We start from the raw sequence: 11,806 nt of genomic DNA, 5'->3' as shown, positions 1-11,806 counted from the left end.
TGCCATGCTACGGTGGGCCTAACATGGACCAGACTTTGAATTTGCGGATCGTGCTGCTGAACCCGCCGGGCGGTGTGGATTACGGCATACAGAAGGGCCGCGGCGGCACGTATGAGACCATCTCAAAGCAGCGTTCCATCGGCGGGGACCTTGTCTTCGATTTCACGGTGGGAGTGAAGCCCGCATCGACAGAGGGGGAGTTGGACTTCCATGGCCCAATCGTCCAGGGTCCGCCCGGCGCGCGCTTTCTCTACATTGACATCGGCACCTATGCCGGCCAGCCGGACTCCTGCTGGAGCCGCCGCCTGAAAGTCCCGCTGCGCGGCTTCACCAAGGTCGCCCTCGACCGCTGTGCCGCCAATCCGGCCACCGTGCTCGAAACCCGGATTCCCGGCACCGCCCGCGACGGTGGCCCGCTGTGCGGCTCGATGAAGACGTTTGGCGGCTGGGTGCCGGTCTTGAAATAGGGTGGCTCAAGCCGTGCGGGCGCCGTTCTTCCGCACCACCCAGGTCGTCATGCAGCGCTGACCCTGGACCACGGTCGTCTTGATCGGGTCCAGCAGTTGACCACCCAGCTCGGCCGTCAAACGTACCAGCATCGGTTCGTCCACCAGGAACCGTTCCGACCCGTCGGGCAGGAGAAACCGCCCTCGGCCCAGGGGCTGCACTTCCGACTCCATTCCAATGGAGGACGCCAGCCGGCAGAACAGCAGTCCGCCCGGCTTCAGGGCCTGCCACGTGCCGAGGAGCATGGCGTGGAAGTGCGGCTCGTCACGGGCGAAGTGCAGCACCGCGCTGCTGATGACTACATCGGCGAAGGCCGCGGGCCAGGTGATGCGCTCCAGGTCGCCGGCACGGAAGTTTTCCGGCGGCAACTGCGGAGCCAACTGCGCCGCCAACCGCCGCACGCTGTCCACCGCCCCTGCATCGGCATCCAACCCGTACACGTCAAACCCTTCGCGCAGCAGGTGGTAGATGTTGCGGCCGCCGCCGCAGCCCGCATCGAAGATCACGTCTCCCGGCACGATGCGGCCGCGCAATAGCTGGTCGAACAGGTAGATATCGATCTGCCCAAACTGCTCGAGCAGGCTGGTGACGGGGCGGCCCCCGGAAGGTCTCGACTCTGCGGTCATGAATCGAGGATGACATGGAGCGGGCGGCACGTTTTTATGCCCGCGGCTGAAGACTCCTGACACCACGCTGTCAGGAGCACTGCCGCATGCTGGACCCATGACGCAACCAATCACCTGGTTTGAGATTCCCGCGCTGGACCTTTCGCGGGCCAAGGCCTTCTATGAACACGTCCTGGGGATCCAGTTCAAGGAGGACACCATGGACGGGACAAAGCTCGCCATCTTCCCGTGCGACCGCGAACATGCGACCGGCGGCTGCGTGGTGCAGGGCGCCGGCTATGCGCCGTCCCGCGATGGCGCCGTGCTGTATGTGAATGCCGGTGACTCGCTCGACGCCGCGCTGAGCCGCGTGCCGGCGGCCGGAGGCGAGATCGCGCTGCCCAAGACCGCGCTGCCGCCCGGCATGGGAGCCTACGCCCACATCATTGATTCCGAAGGGAACCGGGTCGGCCTGCACTCAGCACGCGGATAATAGTGTCTGTGCGGCGCGCCGACCGGCTCTTCCAGATCGTTCAACACCTACGCGCGCGGCGGCTTACCACCGCCGCGCACCTGGCCGAATTCCTGGAGGTCTCGGAGCGCACCGTCTATCGCGATATCCGCGACCTCTCCCTGTCCGGGATTCCGGTGAAGGGCGAGGCCGGGGTGGGCTACTGCATCGATCCTTCGTTTGAGCTGACCGCGCTCATGTTCACGCCTGATGAGTTGGAAGCCGTCGTGGTGGGCCTGCGGATGGTGCGGGCTTTCGGCGGACCAGGCCTGCGCGCCGCCGTAATTCCGGCGCTCGACAAGGTGGCCCTTGCCCTGCCGAAGGGGCGCCGCGCCGAGATCGACAAACCGCAGATCTATGCCCCGGCCATCCATGCGCACCGCAATATCGACAGCCTGATCGACACCATCCGGATGGCCGTGGACCACCGGTCGATCCTCGAACTGCGGTACACGGACAATAGCGGCTCCGCCACCCTGCGACCGGTGCGGCCGCTGGCCCTGCATTTCTGGGGCTCCACCTGGACGCTGGCCGCGTGGTGCGAGATGAGGGTCGACTTCCGCAGCTTCCGGCTGGACCGCATGCAGGCATGCCTGCCGACGGGCGCTACGTTTGAGGACGAAGAGGGGAAGACCCTGGCGGACTACCTGAAGTGTGTGCGGGCGGAATGAAGGAAGCGATGCGGCCCCCACGCGGGGGCCGCATACCATCTGTTAGGCCGCGCCGATCTGCGGCAGCGAAGCAGCCGCGGCGGCCTGGCCCACGCGCCGGCTGGCTTCGTCGGGCAGCCGCACGTCGATGCTCAAATGCGGAAACTCGCGGGCCAGCACTTCGTTCGCGACCTGCAGGATGATGTCGCCGCCCTCGCCCGTGGTGACCCGGCCCATGACGAGCACGGTGCCGATGTCGTAGTAGTTGGCGTAGTGCGCCAGCGCATAGCCGAAGTAGGCGCCCACGGTCTGGTAGATCTTCGGCGGGCGCGGGTCGCCCTTCTTCATGAGGGCCTGGACGTGCTCCAACCGCTCCGGCACACCCATGTCCGCGGGGACGTCAATCCCAGCCGGCCCCAGCAGGCGGTTCACGGCCTGTTGAGAGAGGTACTGCACGCCGCAGCCGCGATCACCGGACCATTCATCGGCCGGCGCCAGCGGATTCATGTCGACCGGCACGAACGCCAGTTCGTCCAGCCAGGTGGTGATGTTGCCGGTGCCGTCAACATAGCCCGCGGCCAGGCTGCTGCCGAACGCCACGCCCAGCACGCGATTGCGGTTGAGCGACATGGAACCGGCGAGCGCCGAGACGGAGCCGTCGTTTGCCACGACTACGGGAATGCCTCCGAACTCCTTGCGGATGCGGTGGTACATGGGCACGATGTCGCTCTGGAACTTGTCGCGGGGCACGCCGCGGAACAGTGAGGCGACACGGGCTTCGTTGTCCACATAGACGCCGGCTGAGCTGACTCCGATGGCATCGACACGCGGCAGGGTGGCCGCGGCAGCGCGCAGCGCGTGGAGGATGTGCTCGTAGTGGTAAGCCGGATCGGCCTGCGGCTTCGGATCCCACTTGAACTCGGAGGCGAAGGTCTTCTCGCCGTCCATCTCGGCATAGGCCTTGATGTCGGAAGCGCCTTTGTCGATGGCCACGCGGCAGCCGCCGGTGTGACGGCCCAGAGGCAAGGTGACGTGCGATGCCTGGGGGAACGCGCTGCCGGAGGCATGCAGGATTTCGAAGGGCCGGCCGTAGATCAGCGGTCCCATGATGTCGACATCGAACAGCCGGTTGGGCGAGTAGCGGTAGATGTAGTCGCGCAGCAGGCCCACCAGCAGCTCTGGCGCATCGATGTGGATGCGGCAGCCGCCGACGGCCCAAAGCAGGAACTTCAGTTCGCGCTCCAGGAAGCGCAGGTTCACCGCCGTGGCAGCGCTGCTGGTATCGCGGTCGATGGCGCGTTCAAAGACATAGGTGGACCCGTTGCCCTGTTCGACGGCAATGCGGATGGGCACGGACTGGCCGGCGATGCGGTTGGCAAAGGCGCGCCAGGCCAGGGCGGCCGGGCGGAATTCCGCATCCAGAACCGGCTTGACTTCCGGAACGATGAGTTCCATTCACTCCTCCAGACTATTGGGCAGGTATGTAGGCGCTGTCCTGAAAGACCACGCCGGGGCAATGCGTTGGAGCTTCGTCCAGACGGATGCCGAGCCGGTCGAGCGCCGGCCTGAGGAACGCCATGGCGTTGGTGGTGACGGCACGCTCGACTGTGTCGCGCGGGATGCCCCAACCCAGGGCGATGTTCATGCACTCGATCAGAGAGGTGCACGATCCACTGAGATCGTAAGAGCGGACGCGGCCCGCTCCGTCCAGGCGCACTTCAAAGGTGCGGCCCCAGAGTTGAGCCGTGGTGGGCACGGGCGCACCGATGAGCGGGCTTTCGTCGGCGACGAAGATGACCTTGTCGGGGCCTTTGGCCTGGCTCATCAACTGGACCGCGTATTCCGGGACGTGTATGGCGTCGGGGATGATCATGGACCAGGCGCGCCGGTCTGTAAACTGTGCGACCATGCGCAGGTCCTTGGCGCCGAACTGGTCGCGGGTGGCGGCGTTCATCACATGGGTGAAGCCGGTGGCACCGGCGGCGAGCCCGGCCTGAATCTGTTCGACGTGGGGGTTCTGGTGGCCGAGGCTCACGCTGACGCCCTGATCGGCCAGGTAGCGGATGACCTCGGGAGCGCCAGGGCGCTCAGAGGCCATGGTGAGCCAGCCGATAAAGCCTCCGGACCATTCCAGGAGCTTAGCGGCAAATCCCACCGTAGGGTCCTGGCGCAGGGCCGGATTGTGAGCTCCGATACACTCCGGCGCAAGGAACGGCCCCTCGAGGTGCGGCGGCAGGATCCCCTGCCCCCACTCGAAGTCGCGCGCCTGCCGCAGCACCGGCAGATTGGTCTGATAGGCCTCCGCGCTGGCGGTCACCAGCGTGGGACAGACGTAGCCGTAGCCCAGACCATAGTAGTATTCAGCGACTGCCTTAACTTGATCGAGTGTCAGGCCGGGTGTATCGAAAGCTACAAATCCGGACCAGACACCATCTTGGAAAATCGGCCCCCCGTTCACTTGCAGGGACGCGGGGTAGCAGCGAGCATTCACAGGTCCATTTCTCCCTTTGGGTAACCCCAAAATCCACGATACACCCCGCCATGAGCACACCACAATCACCGGAAATCACAGTGTGCTCCACGGGCCCGATTCCGGATTCGCCGGCGATCCTCTAAGTGAGCCAGCGATCGCGGTTGCGGGCGACGAACTCGTCGTCGGCGAGGTGCGGATAGAGACGAGCGATGCGGTCGAGTTCCGCGGCTTGTCCGGGGGAGAGGCCCTCTTCGGGGTCGAGGCACCAGATGCCTTCGAGGAGCCCCTGGCGGCGGAGGACTTCGTGGAGGCCGGCGATGCAGCCGGCGAAGGCATTGGAGGCATCGAAGAGGGCGGCATTGGCTTCCGTGGTTTGCTCGGCCAGCGCGAACCAGTCGGGGCCGGCACAGCCGCCCGCCTCGCGCAGGGCGTGGACGCGACCGAGCATTTCCACGGCGCGCAGGGTCCAGACGGACCAGTGGCCCAGCAGGCCGCCGGCGAAGCGCAGGGGCTGCCCGTCCAGGTTCCAGTGGCTGAGCAGGTCGAGCACGATGTGGTCGTCGTTGCCGGTATAGAGGGCGATTTCGGAGGCACGGCCGGATTCGGCCACGCCGCGCAGGACATCGAGGGTCTGGTAGCGGTGGAAGGGCGCGATCTTGATGGCGACGACGGACTCGAGGGCCGCGAACTCGCGCCAGAACTCCAGGGGGAGGCGGCGGCCGCCCACGGCGGGCTGGAGGTAGAAGCCGATCAGGGGGATGACCTCACCCACGACGCGGGCGTGTTCGACGAGTTCGGCCACGGGCGCCTGAGCCAAGGCGGCCAGGGAGAGGAGCCCGGCGTGGTAGCCCAGGTCGCGGGCGGTTTGCGCCTCGGCGACGGCCTGGGGTGTGGATCCACAGATGCCGGCGACCCGGACTACATTGAGCCCCTGCATGGCGCCGGCGGCCAACGACAGCACCTCGCGGAAGAGCCCAACGCGGGGATCCCTGATCTGGAACTGGGTGGTGTGCACGCCGACGGCGAGGCCGCCCGCGCCGGCGTCGAGATAGTAACGGGAGAGGGCACGCTGGCGGCGTTCATCGAGCTTCCGTTGCGCAGTGAGGGCAAGTGGATGGGCGGGGATGACGAGCCCGCGGTTGAGTGCCTGGCGCCAATCGAACATTAGAATCTCCCGCTCCGGGTTTCGAAGTGTGTGGCTTTGCCGAGGGTCGCGCCGCCGGCGTGCAGCCAGTCGAGAGTGAGTTGGATGGACTCATCGACGGGCATGGCGGGCGGTCCGAAGACTGAATGGCAGGATGTGGAATTGCTGAGGAGGGCGGTGGCGGCTTCCTGGCCGGTGAAGACGGGCTCGAGTCCGAGGTGGCCGCCGATTTGCAGGGCGAGCGAGCGGACGGAGTGGGTCTCGCGGCCGGTGAGGTTGAAGACGCGGGCGGGCGATTCGCAATGGTGGAGGGCGCGGAGGCAGATGGAGTTCGCATCGCCCTGCCAGATGAAGTTGAGATAGCCCATGGTGAGGTCGATGGGCGTGCGATTGAGGATCTTGGTTGCGATGTCCACGAGCACACCGTAGCGCGGCTCGACCGCATAGTTGAGGCGCAGGATGGCCACCTTCGTGTGGTGAGCCTGTGCGTAGTATTCGAAGATGCGTTCGCGGGCCAGGGCGGACTGGGCGTATTCGCCGACGGGGGCGGGCGGAGTGGCCTCAGTGGCTCCGCCGGAAGAGTGGGGGACGAAGGGGTAGACGTTGCCGGTGGAGAGGACGACGATGCGTGCACCAGGATAGCGTGCGCCTACCAGAACGGGGACGGCGGCGTTGGTGGCCCAGGTGAGGGGTTCGTTGCCGGAAGAGCCGAACTTGCGGCCGACGAGGTAGATGATGTTGGGGACGTCGGGCAAGCGTTGGACGGCCGCGGGGTCGAGCAGGTCAGCGGGGATGTGGCGTACGCCTGGCGGGAATTCGCCGGAGCGCGAGACGGCGATGACCTGGCGGGGGCGTCCGCACTCTTCGGCGGCCCGCCAGGCGCGCCGGACGAGGGTGGGGCCCATTTTGCCGCCGGCGCCCAAGACGAGGATGTCGCCGTCCAAAGTGGCCAGGGCGTCGATGTCGGCCGGGGTGGGGCGGCTGAGTAGGTCTTCGAGGTGTTCCGTAGTTTGCATAGTGTGCGTCATCCGAATTGCGGCCCGAGGATCGCGGGGCTCAGCGCCGGCGGCCATGGTGGTATCCAGCCGCCTCGAGGGCGCGGGAGAGCCGGTCGGCGGCAGCCTTCACGGCGGCGGCGATGGATTCGCCGAGGGTGGGTTGGTAGCGGGCCTTGGGTATGCCGAGGCTAATGCTGCCGCAGACCGAGTTGGCGGCATCGAAGACGGGCGCGGCGAGGAAGATCGCGCCGACGATGGTCTCTTCGTCGTTGCGGGCGTAGCCGGCACGGCGGACTTTGGACCACTCGCGTTCGATGGCGAAAGGGTCAGTGAGGGTCTTATCGGTGAGCAGTTTCAATTGAAGACGGCGCAGGATGTCGCGAGCCGCCTCGGGGGCGGAGAAAGCGGCGATGACTTTGCCGGCGGCGGTGGCATTGAAGTGGACTTCGGCGCCGAGGGGACCGACGAGGCGCAGGTCGCGGCGGGACTCCTGGACATCGACGAAGATGGCGCGGGGCCCGTCGACGACGGCGAGGTAGACGCTCTCGTTGAAGCGATCGGCCAATTCGCGAAGCATGGGCCTGGAGACGCGGAGGAGACTGATGCCGTCGACAGCGCCGCGAGCGAGGGTGACGGCCTGGAGGCCGAGGCGATAGGGGCCGCCGGCGACCTCCTGTTCCGCGTAGCCATGGTGTTTGAGGCTGCTGACGATGCGATGGACGGAGCTTTTGATTTGCCCGGTGCGTTCGGCGAGGTCGCGGAGGGGGAGGCCGGTGGGCTCATCGCGGAGGGCTTCGAGCACCTGAATGACTTTGCCGACCAGTTCGATGTAGTGGGGGTCGGATTCGGCTCCGGCGGGTCGTGGCGCGGCCATGGCAATTCCTTCGAGTAGAACTGATTCTGCTAGCCAGATTAGCACAAGTGTGGAGAAAGAGCGGCGACTCGATGGCGGGCCGGGTGGCCTGGGGGCTGGAGTCGCATTTTGAGGCGGGGTTGGGGCGTTGTGGGCTGCCGCTGCGGGTTCTTCAGATGGGGGACGTTCACGCCCTGGCCACCTGGGGGTTTTGATTTCGTTTCGGATTTCCGGCGTTTTGGGCCAGGGATGAACGTCCCCGGGGGCTTGGGTGACGGGCTGGATGACCGGCGGTTTGCAGAGTTCGGGGGCTGGTGGGTTTGTTCCCTCAAAATGCATTGTGGGTTCCGGAGCGACGGGCTGGATGACCGGCGGTTCCGCTGCAGGTGGGTTTGTTCCCTCAAAAGCCCCGGCGGGTTGGGTGGTTGAGGGCTCGGCAGGGCCGGGTTGTTCGCAGGCGGCTATGGGCTTGCAGGACGATGACGGCCCAGTTTCCGGAGTTCCTACGGGGCGGGGCTGAGGCCCCTCGCAGCGTGAATGCTGCCCGACAAGGCGTGGGCTGTGAGGTTGTTCTGGCTCCGGACCGAAGAGCCGGGTTAGGTGGTCCAGTCCGGCTGGTTGGGAGAGGATGGCGCTTTCGGTGCGGCGGAGGCGCATCTGGATCCAACCGGCGTAGCGATTGAGGGCGTGGATGTAGCCGTGCTGGCGGAGCACCCAGTCGCTTGCGATGTCTTCGTTGCCGAGGCCGTATTCGAGACCGGCGTTGAAGAGGGCTCGTTCGCGGCTCTCGTGGATGACGAGGTGGCCCTGGAGTATGTGCCAATCGTAGCTGAGGGCACGCACGTTTGGATCGGCCAGGTGCTGGGTGCGGGCGTCGGCGATGGCTCGGAAGTGAGCTTCGAGGCGAGGCGACATGCGGTGGTCTTCGCTGTAGGCTCCGGTGCGTCGGGCGTTGGCGGAGACTTTGGCTTTGCCGGCGGCGGTGCGCGGGCCGGTGGATTTTTGGGCATTGGCCCGGTTGGCAGCGAGGCGCTTTTCGGAGATTTGAGTGGAGGGCATGGGTGGGGCTCCTTGCACTTCACTGCACCTGTTGAATGGGGTAGAGGCGCTGGACGAGGCGGAGTTCGGCTGAGAGGGCGCGGTGGCGGCGCCAGTAGCGCTCCTCCAGCTTTAGGGCTTCGAGGAGGGCTTTGCGTTGAGTGGGGTCCATGGTGTGGAAGGCCTGCCAGGCGTGGACTCCGGGGCTGGCTTTGGGGACCAGTTCAATGGTGTTGTCCCACTGGCGTTGGATCTGGAGGGTGAGGGCATTGGCTTCGAAGGAGGCGTAACGTTCGGCGCGCCAGATGCATTCGGCCATCCGGTCGGCCAGGATGTGCTGATAGGTGGTGGCTGGTTTGAACTGTTCGTGGACGGCGGCACGAATCTTTTTGTAGTAATCCTTGCGTTCGACGAAGGTGGTGACGCTGGCGGCTTTGGCGCCGGTGAGGATGCCATCCTCGGTGACCTGGGCGTGGTGGCTGAGGAGGTCGATGTCCGGGAAGGCGCAATCGACTGGTTCGGAAGTAATCATATGAAATGTCCTCTATAACCATTCTTGGGGGAGGTGGACCAAGGATTTAGGAGATGGAGGTCTGCAATGTGTTGATTGCAGTGGAGAAGAAATATCTGGAACTCCTGTCATCAAGAAAGCTTCATGTGTGAAAACGGGGTGGTTCTGAGGGAGGCCGGGGTGATGGCGAAGGGAGGTGAGGCGGTGAGGGTTAGTGGCTGGGCGGGTTGGAGAATGACCGGCTCGGAGGGAGAACTGGGTCCAATCCGCGCATCTGCTGCTCGATCACCCCGGACTCGCCTGCCTGGGGGAGGGCGACATGTCCCAGTGGCCGTTTCGACGGATAGAAGGCGTACTCCGCAGTACGTTGCGGGCGGAGGGCTGGCGTGATTCGGCGCGGTATGTTGTTGAATCCAAGAAATTTGGTGGATGAGCAGAAGAGCGGCGGGCCCCGGTCCTCCTGGAAAGCATGCGCCAGAGGGTGAGGAGATTGGGAAGGTAGGGCCTTCTTTCTTCTGTGGTTTGCAGAAAGGTGAAGCGGCGACTGGTTCCACGCGTGGGACGGGAAACCATCCGGATTCTGCTCCGTGCGGAGACTACAATACTCGTGGGAGAGCAGTCCATGAAGAGAATTGGGCAGGAAGTCATGCCGCAAAAGCAAGGGGAACAGGAATTACCGCGCAGGGGGCGACCATTGAGCCTAGTCGCCGCCGGGCTCGCTCTTGCTTTGGCCGGGAACTCTTTGGCCTGGGCCGAAAAGGGCTCGATCGCCGCACGCCTACAGGCCGTCGAAGATCGGGCCGCTATCGAGAAGCTGGTCACGAGCGACTACAGCACGGCGCTCGATACAGAAGATTGGAACGCTTTTGGCGCCTTGTTCACGGCCGACGCCGAGTTCAGGCTACTGGCCAAGCAGTTTCCACCGAGGGAGTACAAGGGAAACGCTGCCATCCAAAGATCATTGATCCCTCCATCCGAGCTCCCTGCAGGTGAGGTCCCTCCTGGCGTGAGGGCCTCAATCAAGCACGTCATCACCAATCCTCATGTACAGCTGGACGGAGACCGCGCCACGGCAACGTCCTATTGGATGGAGGTCATGATTGGTAAGGACCTAAAGCCCTCAGTGCGCGCCACGGGCTACTACCGCGATGTCCTCAAGCGGGACAATGGCCGATGGAAATTCCAGACCCGTGAGGTCTTTGCCTATGACATGGCGCCAGTCGCCGGCAGTAAGCCTTCGATGGCAGCGCCCGCGCCCCGGTGCGACGAAGCGTGCCTGCGCACCGCAATGGACGTCTACCTTGATGCGATGACCGCGCATCAGCCGGCGGCGGTTCCCCGGGCGAGCGGGTTTCGCTTCACCGAGAATGGCGTAGCGATTCCCCTCGGCGAGGGACTGTGGTCCACCGCCCAAGGTCCGGTCGGCTATCGCATCTACATACCCGACCCCGCGACCGACACCATTGCGTTCATCGGCTCGGTAAAGGAGCGTGGCCGTCCGGTCTTCCTAGCGGTGCGGCTTCGCCTGGTCGACGGAAAAGTCATCGATGCGGAGACCGTGGTTTCCCGGGGATCGCCATTCCGGGATCAGCCGGGCGCCGTGGCTCGCGCATCCTTCGCGGAACTTACACCGGCTGCCGACCGGCTGCCGAGGCGTGATCTGGTCCAGATCTCAGAGAAGTATTTCGACGCACTGCAAGCAGGTGACGGCGACCTCGCGCCCTTCCACCCAGCTTGCGTTCGTATCGAGAACGGCGTGCAGACGACAGGGATTCCCATCTCCGGCGGGAAGCCCCCGGAGAGCTGTTACGACAATATCGAGCACATCGCGCCACTCGCGAACATCACGAAGCGCCGGGTGTTGGCGGTCGACGAGACGCGAAACCTAGTCTTCCTGGTCGCCGACTTCTCGATGCCCGGAACGGACTCGCCGCAGCTGGCGGCCTGGAAGAAGGCCAACCCGCCGGAAATGTCAGCCATGGTCGAACAAACCGTAAGACCATCCAGCGGCCCGCTGTTCGAGCTGTTCCGAATTCGCCAAGGCAAGATCGCCGAGATCGAAGCGGTCTTCTATGGGCCGCGGATGCCTTACGGCTTCGGAACTGGATGGGACTAGTGCTATGACCGCTTAGAAACGTACTTGCTGTAGGCAAGTTTTCGCCGTGCGTCCTTTCGACTGAACTGCCAATCGATTTTGGTGCGAGCCTCGTTCACGGCGGCGTTCCAGGCACGCGCTTCCTCCTTGAGGCGAGCCAGGGTCGGCAATCTTCGTATTCCTAGACATTGGCGGGAGAACAGGCTGATTTCGATTTCTGCTTGGTTCAGCCTGCTACCATGCTTGGGCGTCTAATGAACCGTGAATCGGTTCCAGAGGTCGGTGTCTGGAGTCTCTCCATGATGATCGGTAAGTGACTTCCGGCAGTGGATGTTCAGGTTGTCCACGACTAGGCGTATGGTCTGCACAGTTGGATGGTTGAGAGCCAACTCCGCCATGATTTGAGCGAATTCGGCGGCGC

Annotated in this window: 11 protein-coding genes; 4 read left to right on the top strand and 7 right to left on the bottom strand. The window is 64.7% G+C overall.

Annotated elements, in window-relative coordinates; genetic code table 11:
- Positions 1-23: 23 nt before the first annotated feature.
- On the top strand, positions 24-467 hold the full coding sequence (locus tag ACR9Y2_RS17170) for a DUF5990 family protein (protein ID WP_435042693.1): 444 nt from the start codon (positions 24-26) through the stop codon (positions 465-467).
- A 6-nt stretch (positions 468-473) separates the two neighbouring features.
- Here the strand turns inward: ACR9Y2_RS17170 and ACR9Y2_RS17165 are convergent, their stop codons facing one another.
- Positions 474-1,133: a class I SAM-dependent methyltransferase gene (locus tag ACR9Y2_RS17165; RefSeq protein ID WP_435042692.1), complete on the bottom strand. Its 660-nt coding sequence runs from the start codon at positions 1,131-1,133 to the stop codon at positions 474-476.
- Between the two features lie 97 nt (positions 1,134-1,230).
- On the opposite strand from ACR9Y2_RS17165, the gene ACR9Y2_RS17160 reads away from it, so the two are divergent.
- Both ACR9Y2_RS17160 and ACR9Y2_RS17155 read left to right on the top strand, forming a co-directional pair.
- On the top strand, positions 1,231-1,605 hold the full coding sequence (locus ACR9Y2_RS17160; protein ID WP_435042690.1) for a VOC family protein: 375 nt from the start codon (positions 1,231-1,233) through the stop codon (positions 1,603-1,605).
- Between the two features lie 2 nt (positions 1,606-1,607).
- On the top strand, positions 1,608-2,294 hold the full coding sequence (locus tag ACR9Y2_RS17155) for a helix-turn-helix transcriptional regulator (protein ID WP_435042688.1): 687 nt from the start codon (positions 1,608-1,610) through the stop codon (positions 2,292-2,294).
- 42 nt (positions 2,295-2,336) lie between these two features.
- On the opposite strand, the gene ACR9Y2_RS17150 is transcribed toward ACR9Y2_RS17155, so the two are convergent.
- The 6 genes from ACR9Y2_RS17150 to ACR9Y2_RS17125 all read right to left on the bottom strand — a co-directional run bounded on the left by ACR9Y2_RS17150 (position 2,337) and on the right by ACR9Y2_RS17125 (position 9,311).
- A complete protein-coding gene (locus ACR9Y2_RS17150) occupies positions 2,337-3,728 on the bottom strand; it encodes an ROK family protein (RefSeq protein ID WP_435042686.1) in 1,392 nt (463 codons plus the stop codon).
- A 13-nt stretch (positions 3,729-3,741) separates the two neighbouring features.
- On the bottom strand, positions 3,742-4,764 hold the full coding sequence (locus ACR9Y2_RS17145) for a hypothetical protein (protein WP_435042685.1): 1,023 nt from the start codon (positions 4,762-4,764) through the stop codon (positions 3,742-3,744).
- Positions 4,765-4,885: 121 nt separating this feature from the next.
- Positions 4,886-5,911, bottom strand: a complete 1,026-nt coding sequence (locus tag ACR9Y2_RS17140; RefSeq protein WP_435042684.1) for a dihydrodipicolinate synthase family protein — start codon at positions 5,909-5,911, stop codon at positions 4,886-4,888.
- The gene (locus tag ACR9Y2_RS17135; RefSeq protein WP_435042683.1) at positions 5,911-6,906 is read right to left on the bottom strand and encodes an NAD-dependent epimerase/dehydratase family protein; all 996 of its coding nucleotides are present in this window, start codon (positions 6,904-6,906) and stop codon (positions 5,911-5,913) included. Before ACR9Y2_RS17135 ends, ACR9Y2_RS17140 begins: the two co-directional genes overlap by 1 nt.
- A gap of 40 nt (positions 6,907-6,946) precedes the next feature.
- Complete coding sequence (locus ACR9Y2_RS17130; RefSeq protein WP_435042682.1) at positions 6,947-8,800, bottom strand: IclR family transcriptional regulator domain-containing protein; 1,854 nt, start codon at positions 8,798-8,800, stop codon at positions 6,947-6,949.
- A 19-nt stretch (positions 8,801-8,819) separates the two neighbouring features.
- Positions 8,820-9,311 carry a hypothetical protein gene (locus tag ACR9Y2_RS17125; RefSeq protein WP_435042681.1) on the bottom strand — a complete coding sequence of 164 codons (492 nt, stop codon included), beginning with the start codon at positions 9,309-9,311 and terminating at the stop codon, positions 8,820-8,822.
- Positions 9,312-9,912: 601 nt separating this feature from the next.
- Between ACR9Y2_RS17125 and ACR9Y2_RS17120 the strand changes: the two genes are divergently transcribed.
- Positions 9,913-11,406, top strand: coding sequence for a nuclear transport factor 2 family protein (locus tag ACR9Y2_RS17120; RefSeq protein WP_435042679.1), 1,494 nt, complete (start codon positions 9,913-9,915; stop codon positions 11,404-11,406).
- Positions 11,407-11,806: the final 400 nt, after the last annotated feature.

This window comes from Paludibaculum fermentans (genome assembly GCF_051172195.1).
In the GTDB taxonomy this organism is placed as follows: Bacteria; Acidobacteriota; Terriglobia; order Bryobacterales; family Bryobacteraceae; genus Paludibaculum; species Paludibaculum fermentans_A.
Note: the sequence above shows the minus strand (reverse complement) of the source record. Positions and strands in the feature narration are given on the sequence as shown.

What these genes read in the sequence shown, in the direction of transcription:
- ACR9Y2_RS17165 (WP_435042692.1), bottom strand. Translation starts at nt 1,133, where the DNA reads ATGACCGCAGAGTCGAGACCTTCCGGGGGCCGCCCCGTCACCAGCCTG.
- ACR9Y2_RS17150 (WP_435042686.1), bottom strand. Translation starts at nt 3,728, where the DNA reads ATGGAACTCATCGTTCCGGAAGTCAAGCCGGTTCTGGATGCGGAATTC.
- ACR9Y2_RS17120 (WP_435042679.1), top strand. Translation starts at nt 9,913, where the DNA reads ATGAAGAGAATTGGGCAGGAAGTCATGCCGCAAAAGCAAGGGGAACAG.
- ACR9Y2_RS17140 (WP_435042684.1), bottom strand. Translation starts at nt 5,911, where the DNA reads ATGTTCGATTGGCGCCAGGCACTCAACCGCGGGCTCGTCATCCCCGCC.
- ACR9Y2_RS17135 (WP_435042683.1), bottom strand. Translation starts at nt 6,906, where the DNA reads ATGCAAACTACGGAACACCTCGAAGACCTACTCAGCCGCCCCACCCCG.
- ACR9Y2_RS17130 (WP_435042682.1), bottom strand. Translation starts at nt 8,800, where the DNA reads ATGCCCTCCACTCAAATCTCCGAAAAGCGCCTCGCTGCCAACCGGGCC.
- ACR9Y2_RS17160 (WP_435042690.1), top strand. Translation starts at nt 1,231, where the DNA reads ATGACGCAACCAATCACCTGGTTTGAGATTCCCGCGCTGGACCTTTCG.
- ACR9Y2_RS17125 (WP_435042681.1), bottom strand. Translation starts at nt 9,311, where the DNA reads ATGATTACTTCCGAACCAGTCGATTGCGCCTTCCCGGACATCGACCTC.
- ACR9Y2_RS17170 (WP_435042693.1), top strand. Translation starts at nt 24, where the DNA reads ATGGACCAGACTTTGAATTTGCGGATCGTGCTGCTGAACCCGCCGGGC.